The 16,758-nt window shown below is 59.3% G+C and carries 16 protein-coding genes and 1 pseudogene; 6 read left to right on the top strand and 11 right to left on the bottom strand.

The genetic code is table 11. From position 1 onward, the window contains the following. Window positions 1-139 precede the first annotated feature (139 nt). Together istA and istB (BZF57_RS19320) are read left to right on the top strand one after the other, a co-directional pair. Window positions 140-1,666 (top strand): IS21 family transposase, encoded by a 1,527-nt coding sequence (gene istA, locus BZF57_RS19325; protein ID WP_162290999.1) that lies wholly within the window; start codon window positions 140-142, stop codon window positions 1,664-1,666. Window positions 1,667-1,677: 11 nt separating this feature from the next. Further along, window positions 1,678-2,418: an IS21-like element helper ATPase IstB gene (gene istB / locus BZF57_RS19320; RefSeq protein ID WP_086738086.1), complete on the top strand. Its 741-nt coding sequence runs from the start codon at window positions 1,678-1,680 to the stop codon at window positions 2,416-2,418. A gap of 220 nt (window positions 2,419-2,638) precedes the next feature. On the opposite strand, the gene BZF57_RS19315 is transcribed toward istB (BZF57_RS19320), so the two are convergent. The 9 genes from BZF57_RS19315 to BZF57_RS19275 form a co-directional block, all read right to left on the bottom strand. Beyond that, entirely contained in the window at window positions 2,639-5,191 is a 2,553-nt protein-coding gene (locus BZF57_RS19315; protein WP_086740910.1) for a DEAD/DEAH box helicase, read from the bottom strand. Continuing rightward, complete coding sequence (locus BZF57_RS19310) at window positions 5,188-6,009, bottom strand: DNA methyltransferase (RefSeq protein ID WP_162291053.1); 822 nt, start codon at window positions 6,007-6,009, stop codon at window positions 5,188-5,190. Before BZF57_RS19310 ends, BZF57_RS19315 begins: the two co-directional genes overlap by 4 nt. Before the next feature lie 286 nt (window positions 6,010-6,295). Then, window positions 6,296-7,056 (bottom strand): IS5 family transposase gene (locus tag BZF57_RS19305; protein ID WP_143738592.1). Its coding sequence is split into 2 segments (ribosomal slippage): window positions 6,296-6,738 and window positions 6,738-7,056, totalling 762 coding nucleotides; the frame shifts between segments, so codons are not numbered across the junction. 150 nt (window positions 7,057-7,206) lie between these two features. Further along, complete coding sequence (locus tag BZF57_RS19300) at window positions 7,207-7,851, bottom strand: NrsF family protein (protein WP_086740906.1); 645 nt, start codon at window positions 7,849-7,851, stop codon at window positions 7,207-7,209. Between the two features lie 3 nt (window positions 7,852-7,854). Continuing rightward, complete coding sequence (locus tag BZF57_RS19295; RefSeq protein ID WP_086740904.1) at window positions 7,855-8,379, bottom strand: sigma-70 family RNA polymerase sigma factor; 525 nt, start codon at window positions 8,377-8,379, stop codon at window positions 7,855-7,857. After that, entirely contained in the window at window positions 8,376-8,834 is a 459-nt protein-coding gene (locus BZF57_RS19290) for a DoxX family protein (protein WP_086740902.1), read from the bottom strand. Before BZF57_RS19290 ends, BZF57_RS19295 begins: the two co-directional genes overlap by 4 nt. A gap of 21 nt (window positions 8,835-8,855) precedes the next feature. After that, a complete protein-coding gene (locus tag BZF57_RS19285) occupies window positions 8,856-9,599 on the bottom strand; it encodes an HvfC/BufC family peptide modification chaperone (RefSeq protein WP_086740901.1) in 744 nt (247 codons plus the stop codon). Further along, window positions 9,586-10,491 (bottom strand): MNIO family bufferin maturase, encoded by a 906-nt coding sequence (bufB, locus tag BZF57_RS19280; protein ID WP_086740919.1) that lies wholly within the window; start codon window positions 10,489-10,491, stop codon window positions 9,586-9,588. Before bufB ends, BZF57_RS19285 begins: the two co-directional genes overlap by 14 nt. 31 nt (window positions 10,492-10,522) lie before the next feature. Further along, window positions 10,523-10,819 carry a BufA1 family periplasmic bufferin-type metallophore gene (locus BZF57_RS19275; RefSeq protein ID WP_143738591.1) on the bottom strand — a complete coding sequence of 99 codons (297 nt, stop codon included), beginning with the start codon at window positions 10,817-10,819 and terminating at the stop codon, window positions 10,523-10,525. Between the two features lie 314 nt (window positions 10,820-11,133). Here BZF57_RS19275 and BZF57_RS19270 point away from each other — a divergent pair, with 314 nt between their 5' ends. The 3 genes from BZF57_RS19270 to BZF57_RS19260 all read left to right on the top strand — a co-directional run bounded on the left by BZF57_RS19270 (window position 11,134) and on the right by BZF57_RS19260 (window position 13,389). Then, window positions 11,134-12,072, top strand: coding sequence for an MBL fold metallo-hydrolase (locus tag BZF57_RS19270; RefSeq protein WP_162291052.1), 939 nt, complete (start codon window positions 11,134-11,136; stop codon window positions 12,070-12,072). Window positions 12,073-12,165: 93 nt separating this feature from the next. Continuing rightward, entirely contained in the window at window positions 12,166-12,621 is a 456-nt protein-coding gene (locus BZF57_RS19265) for a CBS domain-containing protein (protein WP_086740897.1), read from the top strand. Between the two features lie 3 nt (window positions 12,622-12,624). Continuing rightward, window positions 12,625-13,389 (top strand): YiiX/YebB-like N1pC/P60 family cysteine hydrolase, encoded by a 765-nt coding sequence (locus BZF57_RS19260; protein ID WP_086740895.1) that lies wholly within the window; start codon window positions 12,625-12,627, stop codon window positions 13,387-13,389. 345 nt (window positions 13,390-13,734) lie between these two features. Here the strand turns inward: BZF57_RS19260 and istB (BZF57_RS19250) are convergent, their stop codons facing one another. Beyond that, entirely contained in the window at window positions 13,735-14,514 is a 780-nt protein-coding gene (istB, locus tag BZF57_RS19250; RefSeq protein ID WP_086740912.1) for an IS21-like element helper ATPase IstB, read from the bottom strand. Beyond that, window positions 14,504-15,439, bottom strand: a pseudogene (locus BZF57_RS19245) (Mu transposase domain-containing protein); the annotation flags it as partial. The gene istB (BZF57_RS19250) and the pseudogene BZF57_RS19245, both read right to left, overlap by 11 nt. A gap of 67 nt (window positions 15,440-15,506) precedes the next feature. On the opposite strand from BZF57_RS19245, the gene BZF57_RS19240 reads away from it, so the two are divergent. Further along, window positions 15,507-16,505, top strand: coding sequence for an IS110 family RNA-guided transposase (locus BZF57_RS19240; protein WP_082734746.1), 999 nt, complete (start codon window positions 15,507-15,509; stop codon window positions 16,503-16,505). Window positions 16,506-16,758: the final 253 nt, after the last annotated feature.

Raw genomic sequence — 16,758 nt, 5'->3', positions numbered from 1 at the left:
GCGCGCGGTGTTCCGAGAATTGCGCGCGCAGCATTCCGATATGATCGCGCGCAGTTTGAGGTGAGGCTCACCTGATCGTTGGGGCATTCTTTCGACCGGATAACGGTTGGAGGAATGCATGCCGACGAGGAGAGTTACGATGCGCCATGTGCGCGAGATTTTGCGTCTGAGTCTGGACTGCGGGCTTTCGACGCGGGTGGTTGGCGAGCGGGTCGGGGTCGGACCGACGACGGTCCGGGATACGCTTCGGCGGTTCGATCGGTCGGGTCTGACTTGGCCAGTGCAGCCTGAAATGACGGACAGCGACCTGGAGTCCCGGCTCTACGGCGTGCCAGGGGTGAAGCCCGGGCGCCGCAAGTTGCCTGAGCCCGACTGGGCGGTGGTGGCGCGCGAGTTGAAGCGCAAGCACGTGACGCTGCAGATCCTGTGGGAGGAATACCACGCGGCGAACCCCGACGGCTATCGCTACAGCCGGTGGTGCGACCTGTTCCGGCGCTGGGAAGGCCGGCTGCCGCTGGTGATGCGCCAGAGCCATGCCGGCGGTGAGAAGCTGTTCGTTGATTATGCGGGCGACACGGTGCCGGTGGTGGTAGACCGCAGAACCGGCGAGATCCGCGATGCGCATCTGTTCGTCGCGGTGCTGGGCGGCTCGAGCCTGTCGTTTGCGTGTGCGACCTGGACCGAGCAGTTTGCTGACTGGGCCGAGGCTCACAATGCTGCCTTCGCATTCTTCGGCGGAGCGCCGCAGCTGCTGGTGCCCGACAATGCCAAGGTCGCGGTGATCAAGGCTTGCCACTTCGATCCGATGCTCAACCGCAGCTACACGGACATGGCTCGGCATTACGGGACGGCAGTGCTGCCGGCACGGCCGAGGAGGCCCAAGGACAAGGCGAAGGTTGAGGCCTGTGTCAGGATCGTCGAGCGCTGGGTGCTGGGCCGTCTGCGCAATCGCATCTTCTACAGCCTGGCCGAGCTCAACGCTGCCATTGCCGAGTGCCTTGCTGATCTGAATGAGCGCCGTGTGCTTCGCCAGTTCGGCCGCACGCGCCGCCAGCTGTTCGAGGAGGTCGATGCGCCGAACCTGAAGCCGCTGCCACCGGAGCCATGGGTTCATGCGCAATGGAAGCGCTGCCGGGTTGGGCTCGATTACCATATCGCGCTCGAGCAGCATCATTACTCGGTGCCGCACCGCTACGCGCGGCGCGAGGTTGAGGTGCGTTACACGGCCCGCAGCGTCGAGATCTTCCTCGGCGGCGAGCGGATCGCGGTGCACATGCGCGGCAGTGGCAATGGTCGGCACACGACCGTGCCCGAGCACATGCCATCGAGCCACCGGCGCTATCTCGACTGGACACCGGCAAAGATCCAGGAGGAGGCGGGCCGGATCGGCCCGATGCTGTCGCTGTTGATGGCGCGCATCATCGAGGACCGGCCGCATCCCGAGCAAGGCTACCGTTCGTGCCTGGGGATCATCGGCTTGTCCAAGCGGTTCGGCGCTGAGCGCCTTGAAGCGGCTGCGCTTCGCGCGCTGGAGATCGGCGCGCGCAATTATCCGTCTGTAAAATCGATCCTCGAAAAGGGGCTCGACAAGGTGCCCGTGTCCAAAGCCCCGGAGCGCGAGCCGATCCTGCACGACAATATCCGGGGCTCTCAATACTACCACTGAAAGGAGCAAGGATGCTCAAACACCCCACACTTGATCAGTTGAACCAGCTTGGCCTTATCGGCATGGCCCAAGCCTTTGCGGATCTGGATGGCAATGGCGATGCCGCCAGCCTGAACCACGCGGAATGGCTGGCGCTGCTGCTCGATCATGAAGCGACATGGCGCAATGACAAGCGCCTCGCCCTGCGCCTGCGTCAGGCAAAGCTGCGGCACCAAGCCGTGCCTGAGGACGTTGATTATCGCAGCGCCCGCGGGCTCGATCGGCGGTTGTTCGAAATGCTGCTGAAGGGCAGCTGGATCGCTGCCCATGAGAACTGTGCGATTATCGGACCAGCAGGGGTCGGCAAGAGCTGGCTGGCCTGCGCCGTCGGGCATCAGGCCTGCCGTGACAATCGCTCGGTTCTCTACACCCGCCTGCCGCGGTTGATCGACGAGCTGTCGCTTGCCAAGGGCGATGGCCGCATTGCTGCGCGCATGAAGAGCCTGGCCCGCGTGGACCTGCTCATCCTCGATGACTGGGGGCTTGAGCCGCTCGATGGCAATGCCCGCCATCATCTGCTGGAGATCCTCGAGGATCGCTATGGGCGCCGTTCAACGCTCGTAACAAGCCAGCTACCCATCGCGCGCTGGTTCGATCTCATCGGCGATCCGACCTACGCCGATGCCATCCTCGATCGGCTTGTCCACAACGCCCACAGGCTCGAGCTATCCGGGGAATCCATGCGGCGAAGCATCGCCGCTCAAGCCGCTTGACCCGCGGCAAAGCATAGTGCCACAACATACCAACGATCAGGTGCTTCACCTGCGCGCGATCAAAGCGGAACGCTGCGCGGCATCAGATCGGAATACATGCGCGCGATCGTCGGAATCCGCAGGCTCGGCCAGACAACGTCCTTCGCGAGGCTGCGTAGGCAGCGACGTACTCATTGTTAGCTGTGACCGTGCGGCGCAACGGTGGACCGGCACAATCAGGTCAGTTGTGCAAAAACACCATCCGGCTGATCTCGAACGGCCGTAATGGCTGGATTAAGTTCAGCGCTTCATTGAAGCCCAATTGAACTAGTCCCCGCTCGGTCTCGCACGCCCAAAAAACATTGCGGTATTCGCGATGCTGCACCTGAACCTTTAGGCGGTTTCTGTCGCTGTGCAGGCGGCCATCCTCGCCATCATCCTTAATCTCCACCAAAGCGATACCGTCACGGGTCGTCCGCCCCTTGATACCAACGACGAAGTCCGGGAAAAACCGGGTTCCGGTCGGTAGTATCATCCGCGTAGCCCAGATTTCGTTCTCAGGATTTCGAAGCCACCACAGCACCGTGCCTGATGTGTCGGCGTCGAGCATCTCAGCAAAGGCGCGCTCAGGCCTGTTCATCTTGCTCGGGAACACACCATGCGAACCCTTCCGCGCTTCGGGTAAGTCCGGGTAATCGAAGATCGTCTCAGGGATTGGGATGGAGGCATCCAGTTTTGCCCGCTTGCCTTGCTCCATCTTGATGGCAGCCATGAGAGCGTCCGGTTCGCGCATCACCGCTAGCTGAATGGTTCGCCTCAAATCCTGATCGGTAAACAGGTATCCGCCCTCTTCGGCTCGTGTGCGTAGGGACGAAATCAGCGCTCGCTCGAGGTGGCGTGGATCGATGGAGTCGTTCAATTGGAAAGCGGCTTGTGCGCGTTCTGCAACGCGGGCATTCGAGATTTTCAGGCTGAGTGCAACCTCTCTTTCCTCCCCCTCGATGAATAGATCCCGCAAGCTCATCGAAGCGCGGCTAAGGGTCTGCCCCAGCTTGCCGACAAGTGCTGATTGTTCACAGAAAGCGTTCGCAACGTCGCTCAGGAAGTCCGGATCGCTCAATTGGTGAAAATCGAGTGGGTGTTCCTGCCAAAGGGCAACGGGCAAACCGAGATCTTGCTTGAGCCGGTATGCGGTTTGTTTAGTTGGCTTAGGTGGTGCACTGGGTCCAGCATGTTCTGGTAGGTTGCCGAACAAAGGGGTCTGGCTGGCCAATCGCGCGGTCTCTCCAGCGACGATAGCACGGTCCATCACATCCTTCGTCATATCCCGGACGTTTGGATCGATCACGCCTTCATCGATCAGGCTGTCCAGGCGGCTCTGCCGCTCTGCGTCATCAGCTGGCGCCGGCGGCATATAAGCGGCCAACCGGTGCGCGTCCGGTATTAGCAGTGCCTGCGAGCGCGGAGCCGCCCCATATTCAACCACGTCGAGCTGATCGGATAGCACGGTCAGGCTTTGGCGAACCGCCTTCAATTCATCGACAGCGGCGCTGAGCCCAGCTTGCATGTCGGGGTCGGTCAGGAAGACATATCCCCTGTCGAGCAAGGCATCCTTTCCATGCAGTGGGCGAACCAGTGGGTGCACGCGCATGATGCGGCCTACAATCTGCAAGCCGAAACCAGTGCCCCGATTGGGACGGACCGAAACCAGCGTCCAAGCGCGCGGCGCGTCAAAGCCGGTGGCTACGGCAACTTTGAAGATCAGGATTTGCTTGGAGTGGTCGTAGGCCATCATGTGGAAGTCGGCGTCCGGTTGGCCGGACGTGTGGATGGCAATCAGGTCCTCACGCACGCCCGGGATCTCCAGCAGCTTCGCCTTCACGCGTGCCACCGGGTCTTCCCCGCCTGTTACCTGATCTTCCACTTGGACTAGCATCAGGGGGACGACGCCTATGTCCTTTTCCTCCAACCGCTCCAGAATCTGACGGTGCTGGGTCCAGCCTGCGGTCAGGGTAGCCTGCTCGAAATCGATCAGCGCTTCGTCGCCTGGGTTCATCCGCAGATAGCCAAGCATCAAACCCCATTTATTGAGGCCCGCAAGGACGACGCGCTCGCGGTCGATAACGACGCGGCTTTGCAGCTTCACGCGAGCTGCCTTTTCAAAGGCAACCAGCTTTTCGTCATTCGGCGTTGCTGTTGCCAGCAGGGTGAAATCGGGCTGCAGAACGTCAAGATAGAACGAAGCTGCGGCCTTCGCGGACACGCCAAAATTGAGGTGCGCCTCGTCGATTACCACGCCGATCGCCACGCCTTCATGCCGCAGCGTGGCCAACATGTCGTCCAGAGAAAGCGCATCCTCACGGGAGCGGCGGACCCGTTTTGCGTCCTTGTTGTTGGATGCCACCGCGCCCCAGGTCTGTACGAATACGTCGCCATCGCGAACGCTCTGCGATGAGCGATCAGCGGTCAGGTCGCGCAGACGAATGCGAGGGCATTGCTCGGCCAGACTTTCTTGTGTTTGCGTCACGAGCCCAGAGTAGGGTGCAAACCAGAACCACACGCACTTCCTCGGCAACTTGCCGACCATTCCCTCGATGGTGCGCCCAAGCATGAGCGTTTTGCCGGCTCCGGTTGGCGCTTGCAGCAGCATCACGCCGCTTTTCAGCGCGATCTCCCTGCGATGCTCGGGCTGTGCCTCGATGTGCTCAGCCACGCGCACGATCGTCGCGCCAAGCGCTTTGACTGCTTCGTCTTGAAACTCGGCTAGACCATGGAGGGTTGCCGAGCCGGTCACTGCTGGAACCTCTTGACCAAAGTCTCGCGCACGGGACGAATTTCGAAATCAACTGACCCCAGCGCCGTCTTCAATTGGCCCGGCGTCCAGCTGTAAACAAAAGCGTTGGCCCGGGCGGCAGCAAGATCTTGCAGCCGAGCAAGCAACTCTTCGTCGGTGCGATCGGCAAGGATCAGCGTAATGTCTTCGCGGCCATGCTCGTTCCACCCACGCTTGACGTCATAGACCGTCAGGGGCAACCCGTGCATGGCCTCGAGCGCAGTCCACGCTTCAGCCGGATCCAATTCGGCGTTGAGCGCATCGAAATCGATCTCTCGTGTGCGCAGGTAGGCAAATTCCGCCGACAGTTCAGCAAATTTTCCTGTATCCACCGCGTTCAGACGGCGGATGCGTTCGGCGGTCACGTCGCGGCACAGGTTCTTGTCCGGCTCGCTGGCGGTCGCTTCAGAGGAGGATACCATGATGAAGCGGCGCCCGCCCTGATCGGCCGCGTTCACTTCCATGACGGCCTGCGCCGTGGTCGCGGAGCCTGCGAAGAAGTCCAGAATGAGGTCGTCCTCACTGGTCGATTGCCTTACCAACTCCCGGATCAGCGAGACCGGCTTTGCGTAGTTGAATGCCTTCTCTCCGAATATCTCCTTGATGGTTTTTGCAGCTTCGATGTTGGTGCCTGCGATTATGTCGTTGCCATCAGGGTCAGGGATCGTGTCCTTTTCGAAATTGGGCGTAATCCAACTGGACAGCGGTTGGGTCGGCGTCTTCAGCTCCTGCTTGTAACGCTTGAGTGAGGGGGTGCCGAAACCGACCTTTTTGCCCACCCAGAAATCTAGGTCCGGCAGATCAGGCCGTAAGAACGGAGCATTCCCGCTCCCGGGCACATCCTTCGCCTCAATCGCTGCATCCAGCTCTTCACGCGTATTCCATACCTCTACGCGCTGATCGGTCGGAAAGTAGATGTAACCATCTGCGATAAAGTCTTCGATGTAGCGCGTCTTGATCTTGGCCTTGGGGCCGAACTTCGAGGCGTATCGCCAAACGGAATCCGGATTGCAGGGATACCAAATGTCCTCGGTAGGGTCATGCAGCGGATAGTAGGGTCAGGACTCATTGATTGAGCCAGAAGATGACGGTTGCGGCAATGCAGATTGCTGACATGAAGGTATGCGCACAGCGATCATAGCGTGTGTGGATGCGCCGCCAGTCCTTGATTTTGGCGAACAAGTTCTCGACCAGGTGACGCTTTTTGTAGGTCGCCTTGTCGTAGCGATATTGCACTTTGCGGTTGGATTTTGGCGGGATGCAGGGAGTGATTCCGCGCGCTGTCAGCGCGGCGCGGAACCAGTCGCTGTCATAGCCCTTGTCGCCCAGAAGTTCCTTGGCGTTGGGTAATGCGTCGAACAACAGAACAGCGCCCTTGTGGTCGCTCATCTGGCCTTCGGTGAGCATCATCACGATGGGGCGGCCTTCACCGTCGCACACGGCATGGAGCTTGGAGTTCAAGCCGCCCTTGGTGCGCCCGATACATCGGGGAAGAGCCCCCCTTTTAAGAGGCTTGCCGCCGTTCGGTGGGCCTTGAGGTGTGTCGCATCGATCATGATCCGGTCTGGCTCTCCGGCTTTGCCCGCCAGCTCGACAAAGATGCGGTTGAACACGCCAAGGCGGCTCCAACGGATGAACCGGTTGTAGATCGTCTTGTGCGGCCCGTAGGATCGCGGTGCATCGCGCCACCGCAGTCCGTTCTTGATGACGAAGATGATCGCCGACACAATCAGCCGGTCATCGACCCGTGGAATACCATGCGATAGCGGAAAGAATGGCTCGATCCGGCGCATCTGCGCTTCGCTCAGCAAATAAGGATGATCCATCGACAGCGCCTCCTTGACGCCAACATTGAATCAACCAATCACCCCTCATGCAAACAATTTAATGGGTCCTGACCCTAGGTAAATTCAAGCGGGTGAGACAAATATGACGATCATCATGCTTTATTGACCGCATCCATCATCCTGCCAATCTTACCAACGCACAAGAGGTGGCACGATCAGCCTGCCAAGCGCGCCAACCATGAGTACAACGGCGCTGTGCCACACACCGATGTGCACAATGTCATTCTCAGGACAATGTAGTCCGAAAGCAAAGATGCCAAAACTACCTGCAGTAATCCCAGCCACCAAGCCTGCGTGATCCGGTGATGTCGGCGCCCCCCTTCTCAGCCACCACACCAAGGTCCCGAACACCAACACTGAACCACCGGTGCCGATAACGAAGCAATCAAGACCATGGGCGATGCTGTCTTGCGACAAAAGCGAATTGCTGTTGCTCATCGCGACAATCATGCCTGCGAACGGCAGCAATGCAGCCAGTACAGCCGCGCACGCCCAGCCATTGTGGCTAATACCAACGCCAGGACGGCTCATGACAACCACTGTGGCACCGGATGCAGTGCCTAGCCCCAGGAACAATCCGGTGGCGATCAGGGGGATTGGCGCAACTTGCCACGCCTGAAGGTCGGGGCGAAGGCCGAACAAGCTTAGGATCAGTGCCGTTGAAATTGCCGCCGTCAAAGGAATGTAGCCGATTCCGCGTGAAAAACGCAACGGCTTGACCGGCTCCAGACCGCCGACCAGTTGGGTGATGAGGGCTTCGGAATTTTGAGCCATCACTTAAGCTTTCTCAATCATGTGGGCCAATTTTTTGAGCCCGCGGTGGATGTTGACTTTGACCAGAGATTCGCTTTGTCCGGTCGCGGTGGAGGCTTCGGCAATGCTTAGCCCCTGAATTTTCACCAGTTCGATAACGCGTGCCTGCGGATCAGGAAGCACTTCCAGCAAACGGTCTAGAGTTATGCGAGCGGAAATCGCCGGTTCGTCGTCGTGGCAAGCATAGTCAGAACCGAGTTCGCATTCTCCGGCCCGGTAAAGTTTGCGCAGATGATCGACCCAGCGATAGCGGGCGATTGCCGCCAGCCAAGGGAGGAAGGGACGCGTTGAGTCCCACGAGGCGCGCTTGTTATGCAGCGCCATCAGCGTATCCTGCACCAGATCATCGAGCTGAGAGGGTGCTATACGGCGGGCATAGTAGCCGCGCAGCCATCGCTGACAGGCATCGAGCAGCGTGGCATATGCTTGTCGGTCGCCTGCCTGCGACATCGCCATGAGTCGCGCGAGCGAGACTTCATCGGCCTTCATTTGGTCCGCACCTTCAGCAGCAGCGCATCGACGCTGAGTGCGCCAGCACCCCGTACTATCAGCACCAGAGCGAGCGCAGACCAGAGTGCGTGCACGCTCCACCAGGCTTCAGGATAGACGAAGATTTGGATCACCATCGTCATTGCCAGGAGCGCAAAAGCCGATAGCCTTGTCAGCAAACCCAGTACCAGCAGGATCGGGAAAACATGCTCCGAGACAGTAGCCAGTTGCGCGGCTAGTTCAGTGGGCAAAGGCACCCCGGAATATTCCTCGGCGAACAGGAAATAGGTTGTATCACTGATCGTCAGCCAGCTGCCCTCTTCGACCTTCGTCCGGGCAGATCGCCAGAAGATGCCCGATAATGACACCCGCACGAGAAGCAGCACCGCACTCTCAAAGATGCGCCCGCCCACGAGCTTCGTGAGTTGGTCGTAGCTTCGGAAAATGGCTCGCATTGTGTTCCCCCTATTCCAGTCTTATGCGGCTGTCAGCGCACCGGCATTGATCAATGCGACTAAGGCCTGCATTGATTTTTCCGCATCTTCACCTTCGCCAGGTAGGCTTTCGCCGCAAGCGATCAAAAGGTTACTGATGGCAGTGCGAGTTTCGGCGATCCTCAAGAGCTCGGCCATGAGGCGGGTAGCCGGAGCGATCAGCACATCGGCATCCGGGCGTGCAATAAGAATGGCTTCAGTCTCACAAATCCCAGGGACTTCGGCGCCGATCAACTCATGCACTAGCGGCGCAAACCGTGATATCACCGCCGCCGGGTGGCGCAGGAGTTCAAAGCCAAGCAACTCTTCCTCGGCCATCCCGGCAAGATCGTTCAGCGCAAGAGGAGGTGCATCGGCAGCATGAAAAGCTTGTAGCCAAAACCATTCGAAGCGCGCCAGATCTGCGATCCCTGTCGCCCCGGCCTGCGATTCCAGAAATGACGCAAAGCCATAACCGATGTCCGCAAGCGGCTGCGCGGTCACTCCCGGCTGCTGGAGGAACAGCCGGGAGTGTTCGTTGAATTTCTGATCGCCGATTGCCTCACGCGTGCGCGGAAACGTGTCTTCCAATGCTATCAGCCTAGCGTGCGAGATTGTGTTGGCATGGACCTTCATTCCGGCCAGCACCCGCTCTGGGGGCCCTGTGAAAAGACCTGCCGGCAGGTGTGCGGGCCCGAGGTCGAGAGCCGCCATCACCTGTGACTGACCGCGCTCAAGCGACAGCATGAGGGTAGCTGCGCAGTGACTGCCGCAGGCGCGCGACACGCTTCATGACGGCATCGGCTACTTGCGCTTCGGCAAGTAGATCCGGGAAATCCGGGACGTTTGTGTCCCATTCGATCAGCACTGGAACGGGACCGGAGCGTAGGAGAAATCTTTCAAAGAGATGCCACGTCACGGGGGAAACTTTCGAACCGTGGTCGTCAATCAGCAGCGGTCCGTGCTCATGATCCTCGCGCGCGTGTCCGGCGAGATGGACCTCACCAACAAGCGCGGGATCAATCGCATCGACCATCGCTGCTGCTTCAAGCCCGAGGTTGGTGGCCGAGACCTCGATATTGTTGATGTCAAGCAGTAGTCCACAACCAGTGCGTCGGCACAAGTCGTGGAGGAAGTCGGCTTCGCTCATGGTGTCGCCCACAAAGGCAAGGTAGCGCGAGGGGTTCTCAACCAATATGGTGCGGCCAAGCCGATCCTGCACAAGACTGACCTGCCCAGCGAAATGATCGAGTGCCTCTGCGGTGTAAGGCACCGGAAGAAGATCGGGGTAGCGATTGCTCGCGTTACCGCTCCAGCTCAGATGGTCGGAAACCATTGCCGGAGCATAAAGCTCACATAGCGCTGAGAGCAGGGACAATTCGTCTTGATTGACTCCTTCGACGCTACCAAGTGATAGGCCGACCGAATGAAAGCTCAGGGGTGCGATCTCTGCAAAGGCTGCAAGCCAGCGATGCGGCGGACCGCCTGCACCAAAGTAGTTTTGCGGATGAACCTCGAACCAAGCCGGAGGCTGTCCCCGGGGGTGGATGCTGGCCGACACTTCCTCAAGGGCCTCAGCATAATGCTGCGGCTTGAGTCCGACCCCGACATGGGGGGGCAGGGAGAGCGGGGTCGGCATGTCAGCCAGCATCCGGGGCGACCCGAGGGCTTTAGCCCTTCTGGGGAACGGGCTTTTCGTTGCCCTTCTTGGCAACGAGCGAACCGCCCATCTTCACGCACTCGCCCTTGGCGACGTACTTCCAGGCGTTGCCCTGGTAGTCGACGGTCGAGGTGCCTGCGCAGCTTGTGCCAGGGCCGGCGGCGCAGTCGTTCTTGCCCTTGAGCGCAACGCCGTAGCACTTTTCCTTCGCGCCGCCGCTCTGGGCAGTGGCGGGCGTGGCAGCGATCAGCGAAGCGGCGGCCAGCGACGCAAGCGAGGCAGCGGCAATTCCGAGCGTGGATTTCATAATGAGTCCTTTCGAGTATCCTGCGTGGGCCTCATTGGCTCACACGGGTTTGTTCGCGTCACCTGTCCGCGGGGTTACCGATAGGAATATTTTTTTGCGCGGAGGACCGCTGTTCGCTGGTCAGGCGACATTCAGAGATTGTGCAAGATGGGTAAAGCATGCGACGGTAACCAACAATCTGAATGCGTGTGGGACCTTCAGAACGTGGCGAGACGGGCCTGAAGAGCGCGTCATGACGGCGATTACGAGGAAAGCGAATGGAACTTCCCTCAACCGTAAGAACGGGTTGGCTACTGCGCGGACCATGCCTTGCCATGTGCCTCATCGCAGCGACGCCGGTTGGCAGCAGCACCCATGCCGACAATCCTCCATTGCCACGTGTAGATGCCGATGCCTGCCGTGCGGCTGATGTCGGCGTGCAAGTTCTTGGATCTGGTGGTCCAATCGCCGAAGGCGGCCGTGCCGGAACAAGCTATGTCGTGTGGATTGACGGCCAAGGCCAATTGCTGATCGACGCGGGTCCTGGAAGTTTCATCCGCTTCGGTGAAGCAGGTCTCAAGGTTAGAGACCTGAAGGCAATCGCATTAAGTCACTTTCACGCAGATCACAGCGCCGGACTGGTGGGGATCCTGAATTCGGGCAGTTTCGAACAAACGAGCGAGCCCCTGATCTTCATAGGCCCTGCCGGGGCAAGCGTTTTTCCCGGGGCGAAGGCTTTTCTTGCCGCGCAATTTGGGCGTAGCGACAGTGCCTGGCCATATCTTCACGGTTACCTCGACGGAGGCGATTCTCGGCGACCCATGATCGTGCGGGAAATTGCCGCTGATGATACCGAGAATGGCATCCTGACCTCGATCGAGATCACGCCCGACCTGACAGTCGCGGCGGTGCCCGTCCATCACGGCGAGGTGCCAAGTCTCGGCTACGTCGTCAAAGCGAAGGGCCGACGGATCGTCTTTGCGAGTGACCAGAGCGCGTTTTCGGCAGGTTTCGAACTCGCACTGAAAGATCTGTCACCTGACTTGCTGGTCGCTCACCACGTGATCCCGGAAGGCGAAGGACAGCCGATAGGTCTGCATCGCCCCCCCGGCGAGATCGGCCGAATGGCCGCCGTGATCTCACCGCAGCGCCTACTCCTGTCACATCACATGACGCGTTCGCTTTCGCGATTGGAAGAAGGGCTTGCCGCTATTTCGGTCCATTACACCGGTCCGACGGACATAGCTGACGACGGGACCTGCGTCCTGCTTTAGGCGTACGCAATAATGGCGATATCAGGAAGTCGTGTAACCACCTGATCCAACGGGACGAAGACATGATGGGGGTTCTACAAAGGAGCACCTGTCATGAAAATCGCGTCCATCATCAACCGTAAAGGTCGGAACTTCGAAACGGTGTCCCAGGATACACCGCTGCTAGCAGCTGTGGAAATCATGCATCGTGAAGCGATCGGATCAATTGGGGTTCACGACGAGGAAGTTCGTACAATCATCGGCATCATCTCGCAAGCCGAACTGATGACGGCCATTGCCACTCGAGGCATATACGGGCTTCATTTGCCCGTCTCGCTCTACATGCGGATCAGTCTCACCAACTGCACGTGCGAAGACGAGGTCGGCACGATCATGGAGGTCATGACCCGCAGGCGGTCTCGCCACGCGATTGTCCGCAATGCGGCAGGTGAAGCAGCCGGGCTGGTTTCTATGGGCGATCTGGTTGCGGCCCAGCTCGAGCAGGCTCAGCTCGAGGCGGGGGTGTTGCGTGACATGGCCCGGTCACATCTGCTCGCTGCATCGGTATAAGGTATGGGGGCCATACTGCGAACCGTTGGGCGAATGCTGGCTGGTTTCCTTACGGCCCCGTCGCGAGCGCCTTACTCGGCAATTCCAACCGACCCAGCTGCACTCGCACATAGCCTTCGTCCGGGCGATGTTCTGTTGGTCGAAGGGCGACAGCGGGTCAGCACGGCTATAAAATACCTCACGCAGTCGACATGGTCTCACGCCGCTTTGTGCATTTCGGCTTACGACCCACTCACCGGGAGTTTACCGCAGTTTGTCGAAGCGGATGTTGTTGACGGTGTTCGGCAGGTGTCACTAGCCTTGTTTACCGACAAGCATACGCGGATTTGTCGCCCGCTTGGTCTCGCCCATGAGCAAGTTGCAGAGGTTATTGCTTTCGCACAAGCTCATATCGGCGATGAATATGATCTTGCGAACGTCATCGATCTTGCTCGCTACCTTTGGCCTACGCCGCCGGTCCCAGTGGGCTGGAGACGACGCATGATCGCCTTGGGCAGTGGCGAGCCGACCAAAGCCATTTGCTCAACCTTGATTGCGCGCGCGTTTCAGTCGATCCGCTATCCGATCCTGCCACAGATAACGAAGGAGATCGCCGAGGATGCTGATTGCGACGGCTGCGTCCGTGAAATCCTTCATATCCGGCACCACAGTTTATTCACGCCGCGTGACTTTGATGTCTCGCCCTATTTTGCGGTCATCAAACCCTCACTTGAGGGGGGATTCGACCATCGGCGTCTGGTCTGGGGGGCGCCAGGCGAAATGGCGTAATCCTCACGTCCGGCTACAATCGAGGAAATCAATTGAGACGCACTTCAATGCTTCTCAGGGCCGCTCTTGAGCACTTTGGCACCACTGTAGCTAGGAACCAGAAATGGGACGGCAAAGTTGAGTGCGAATGCTCCCCAGGATATGCTTTGCCCCTGCCATATAAGTGGGCGCTGATTGAGCGCGTTGAGGCAAGTGCCGACAATCAGCGCGATCTTGCAGGCGTTGCCGATCACGGGCTGGCTCAACTGGCTCAGTGGGCAATGTAGATTTCCGCTGAGAAGTGACCCGGTATTTCCATCGAGAATTGACCCGGGTGATGGTATGTCCCGCAGAGCGGGTTTTGGGTCAAGCTGGTGATTTTTCCTTTCGTGGTTTTGGTGAGGCAGAGCTGGCCCTGAACCGGAAGCTGTCATTGCCAGTTTCGATGATGTGGCAATGATGGGTTAGCCGATCCAGCAGGGCTGTGGTCATTTTGGCATCGCTGAATACCTCGGCCCATTCGCTGAAGCTGAGGTTAGTGGTGATCACGACGCTGGTGCGTTCGTACAATTTGCTGAGCAGGTGGAACAGCAAAGCTCCGCCTGATGGGCTGAACGGCAGATAGCCCAGTTCATCAAGGATGATGAGATCGAGCTTGAGCAGACGTTCGGCAATCTGCCCCGCCTTGTTGGCTGCTTTTTCCTGTTCGAGCGCATTGACCAGATCGACCGTGGCAAAGAAGCGCACTTTTCTGCGGTGATGTTCGACGGCTTGAACTCCCAGCGCAGTGGCGATGTGCGATTTGCCGGTTCCGGGCCCGCCAATCAGTACTACGTTGTCAGCGCCGTCGATGAACTCGCCACCATGGAGTTGCCGAACCAGGGCCTCGTTGGCCTCGCTGGATGCGAAGTCGAACCCGGCCAGGTCTTTGTAAGCTGGGAACCGGGCGGCCTTGATCTGATAAGCAATCGAGCGGACCTCACGTTCGGCCATCTCGGCTTTGAGCAACTGCGAGACCATCGGCACTGCGGCACTGAAGGCTGGGGCGCCTTGCTCGATAAGGTCCCCCACTGCTTGGGCCATGCCATACAACTTCAGCGCCTTGAGCATGACGACAACGGCGGCACTGGCGGGGTCATGACGCATGACGCAGCCCTCCCTCACGCAGGGCATCATAACGTCCGACATTGGCCAACGGCTCTTGCGCAAGGCGCAAAGCCTGCGGTGCGTCAATCGGCGCTGCCGGTGGAGCCTTACCATCGATCAGGCGGTGCAGGATATTGAGGACGTGGGTCTTGGTGGCAACGCCCGCATCCAGCGCCAGTTCGACAGCGCAAAGCACTGCCTGTTCGTCATGTTGCAGCACCAACGCCAATATCTCCGCCATCTCCTTGTCTCCGCCGGGACGACGTAGGAGCTGGCTTTGCAGCTGCTTGAAGGCCTCTGGGAGCTGCAAGAATGGCGCGCCATTGCGCAGTGCTCCCGGCTTGCGCTGGACTACTGCCAGATAATGCCGCCAGTCATAAATTGTCCGCCCGCCAGTGTGGTGGGATCGGTCAATGATTCTGGCATGTTCGCAAAGGATCTGCCCCTCGGCCGCCACCACGATCCGCTCGGGGTAGATCCTGATGCTGACCGGGCGGTTGGCAAAGGATGCCGGGACGCTGTACCGATTGCGTTCAAAGCTGATGAGGCAGATCGGGGACACCCGCTTGGTGTGTTCGACAAAACCATCGAAGGTCCGCCCCAGCGGCATCAGACTACCAACCTCAGCGGCGTGTACATCGGCTACGGTGCCGGGCAAGTTGCCATGTTGGATCTCACCCCATTGCGCGATGCATTGTTCCTCGAGCCAGGCATTGAGCGCATGGATATCCGGGAAGCTCGGCAACTTCTGCCACAGCCGCCGCCGTGCATCTTGCACGTTCTTCTCGACTTGGCCCTTCTCCCACCCCGAGGCCGGATTGCAGAATGCAGGCTCGAACAAGTAGTGGCTGGCCATTGCGGTGAAGCGCGCGTTGACCTGTCGGGCTTTGCCCTTGCCGATCTTATCGACCGCAGTTCGCATGTTATGGGATGGACGCCTCCCGTCTTCCGGGCACCATAGGTGTCCAACCAAAAGGAGGAAGGCGATGACGATGGAAATGTTAGCGATCGACTTGGCGAAGCAGTCGTTCCATCTACACGGGATAGATGCTGACGGGGTGGTGGTCTCACGCAAGGTGAGTCGTGCCAAGCTCGAGGATGCAGTGGCTGAACTTGGTCCTGCAGTCGTCGCCATGGAGGCTTGTGCGAGCGCCCACCATTGGGGGCGACAGCTCGCAGCGGCCGGTCGTCAAGTGCGTCTGGTAAACCCCAGATTCGTCAAGGCGTTCGTCCGCGGCTCCAAGAACGATGCTATCGATGCGGAGGCGATCTACGATGCAGCTTCGAGGCCTACTATGCGCTTCGTGCCAGTGAAGACGACCGAGCAGCAGGATCTTCAATGCCTACATCGCGTGCGTGAGCGGTTGGTCGTCCAACGCACCTCGCTCATAAACCACGCGCGAGGGCTTCTCGCCGAGTATGGCGTCGTGCTGCCCAAAGGTCCGTGGCGCTTCCGTCAACAGGCTCCTGCTGCGGTAGCTGAGGCTGATTTGTCCGAACTTGCCCGCGAGCTGTTTACGGAGTTGATCGATCAGCTCACCGACGTAGAAGCCCGCCTCGCGAAGCTCGATGCCAAGCTCGTTAGCATCTGCCGCGAACATGCCGCATGCCGTCGGCTTGCTGCGTTGCCGGGCGTCGGGCCGGTGATCGCGACCGCGCTCGTCGCAGCGGTGGATGACGGTCGACATTTCCGCTCAGGCCGCGAGCTCGCCGCCTGGATCGGATTGGTCCCAAGACAGTATACGACCGGAGGCAAACCCAAGCTCGGCGGCATTGGCCGACGCGCCAACCACTACCTGCGCAGACAACTCATTCATGGCGCGAGGGCAGTGATCAGCCGACTGGCTGCGAAAGACGATCAACGATCAGTTTGGTTGAAGGGAATTGTCGCTCGGGCGGGCTTCAACAAGGCGCTCGTGGCGCTCGCTAACAAGACGGCCCGCATTGCTTGGGTTCTGTTGGCGCGGAAGGAAGAATATCTGCCGGCGTAACGGCGCCATGCAAACGAGGTCTGTCCTACAGCGATTGCGAGGTGGATACTGATGGTGCAACGGCATGGGCCGCCGCTTCGAAGCCTGATTTTCGACAAGGCCATCAAGGCCGATCATGTTATTAGGCAAGAAGTAGCGGACTCCCATCAAGGCCAGAAGCCTAACCGCTTCAACCAAAGGCCGGATAGATTCATGCAACCCGAGCCAACTGTACCGATCAGAATCATCTTGCGGCGGGAGGCGTCCATAGATT

This window comes from Erythrobacter colymbi (genome assembly GCF_002155685.1).
GTDB lineage: Bacteria > Pseudomonadota > Alphaproteobacteria > Sphingomonadales > Sphingomonadaceae > Erythrobacter > Erythrobacter colymbi.
Note: the sequence above shows the minus strand (reverse complement) of the source record. Positions and strands in the feature narration are given on the sequence as shown.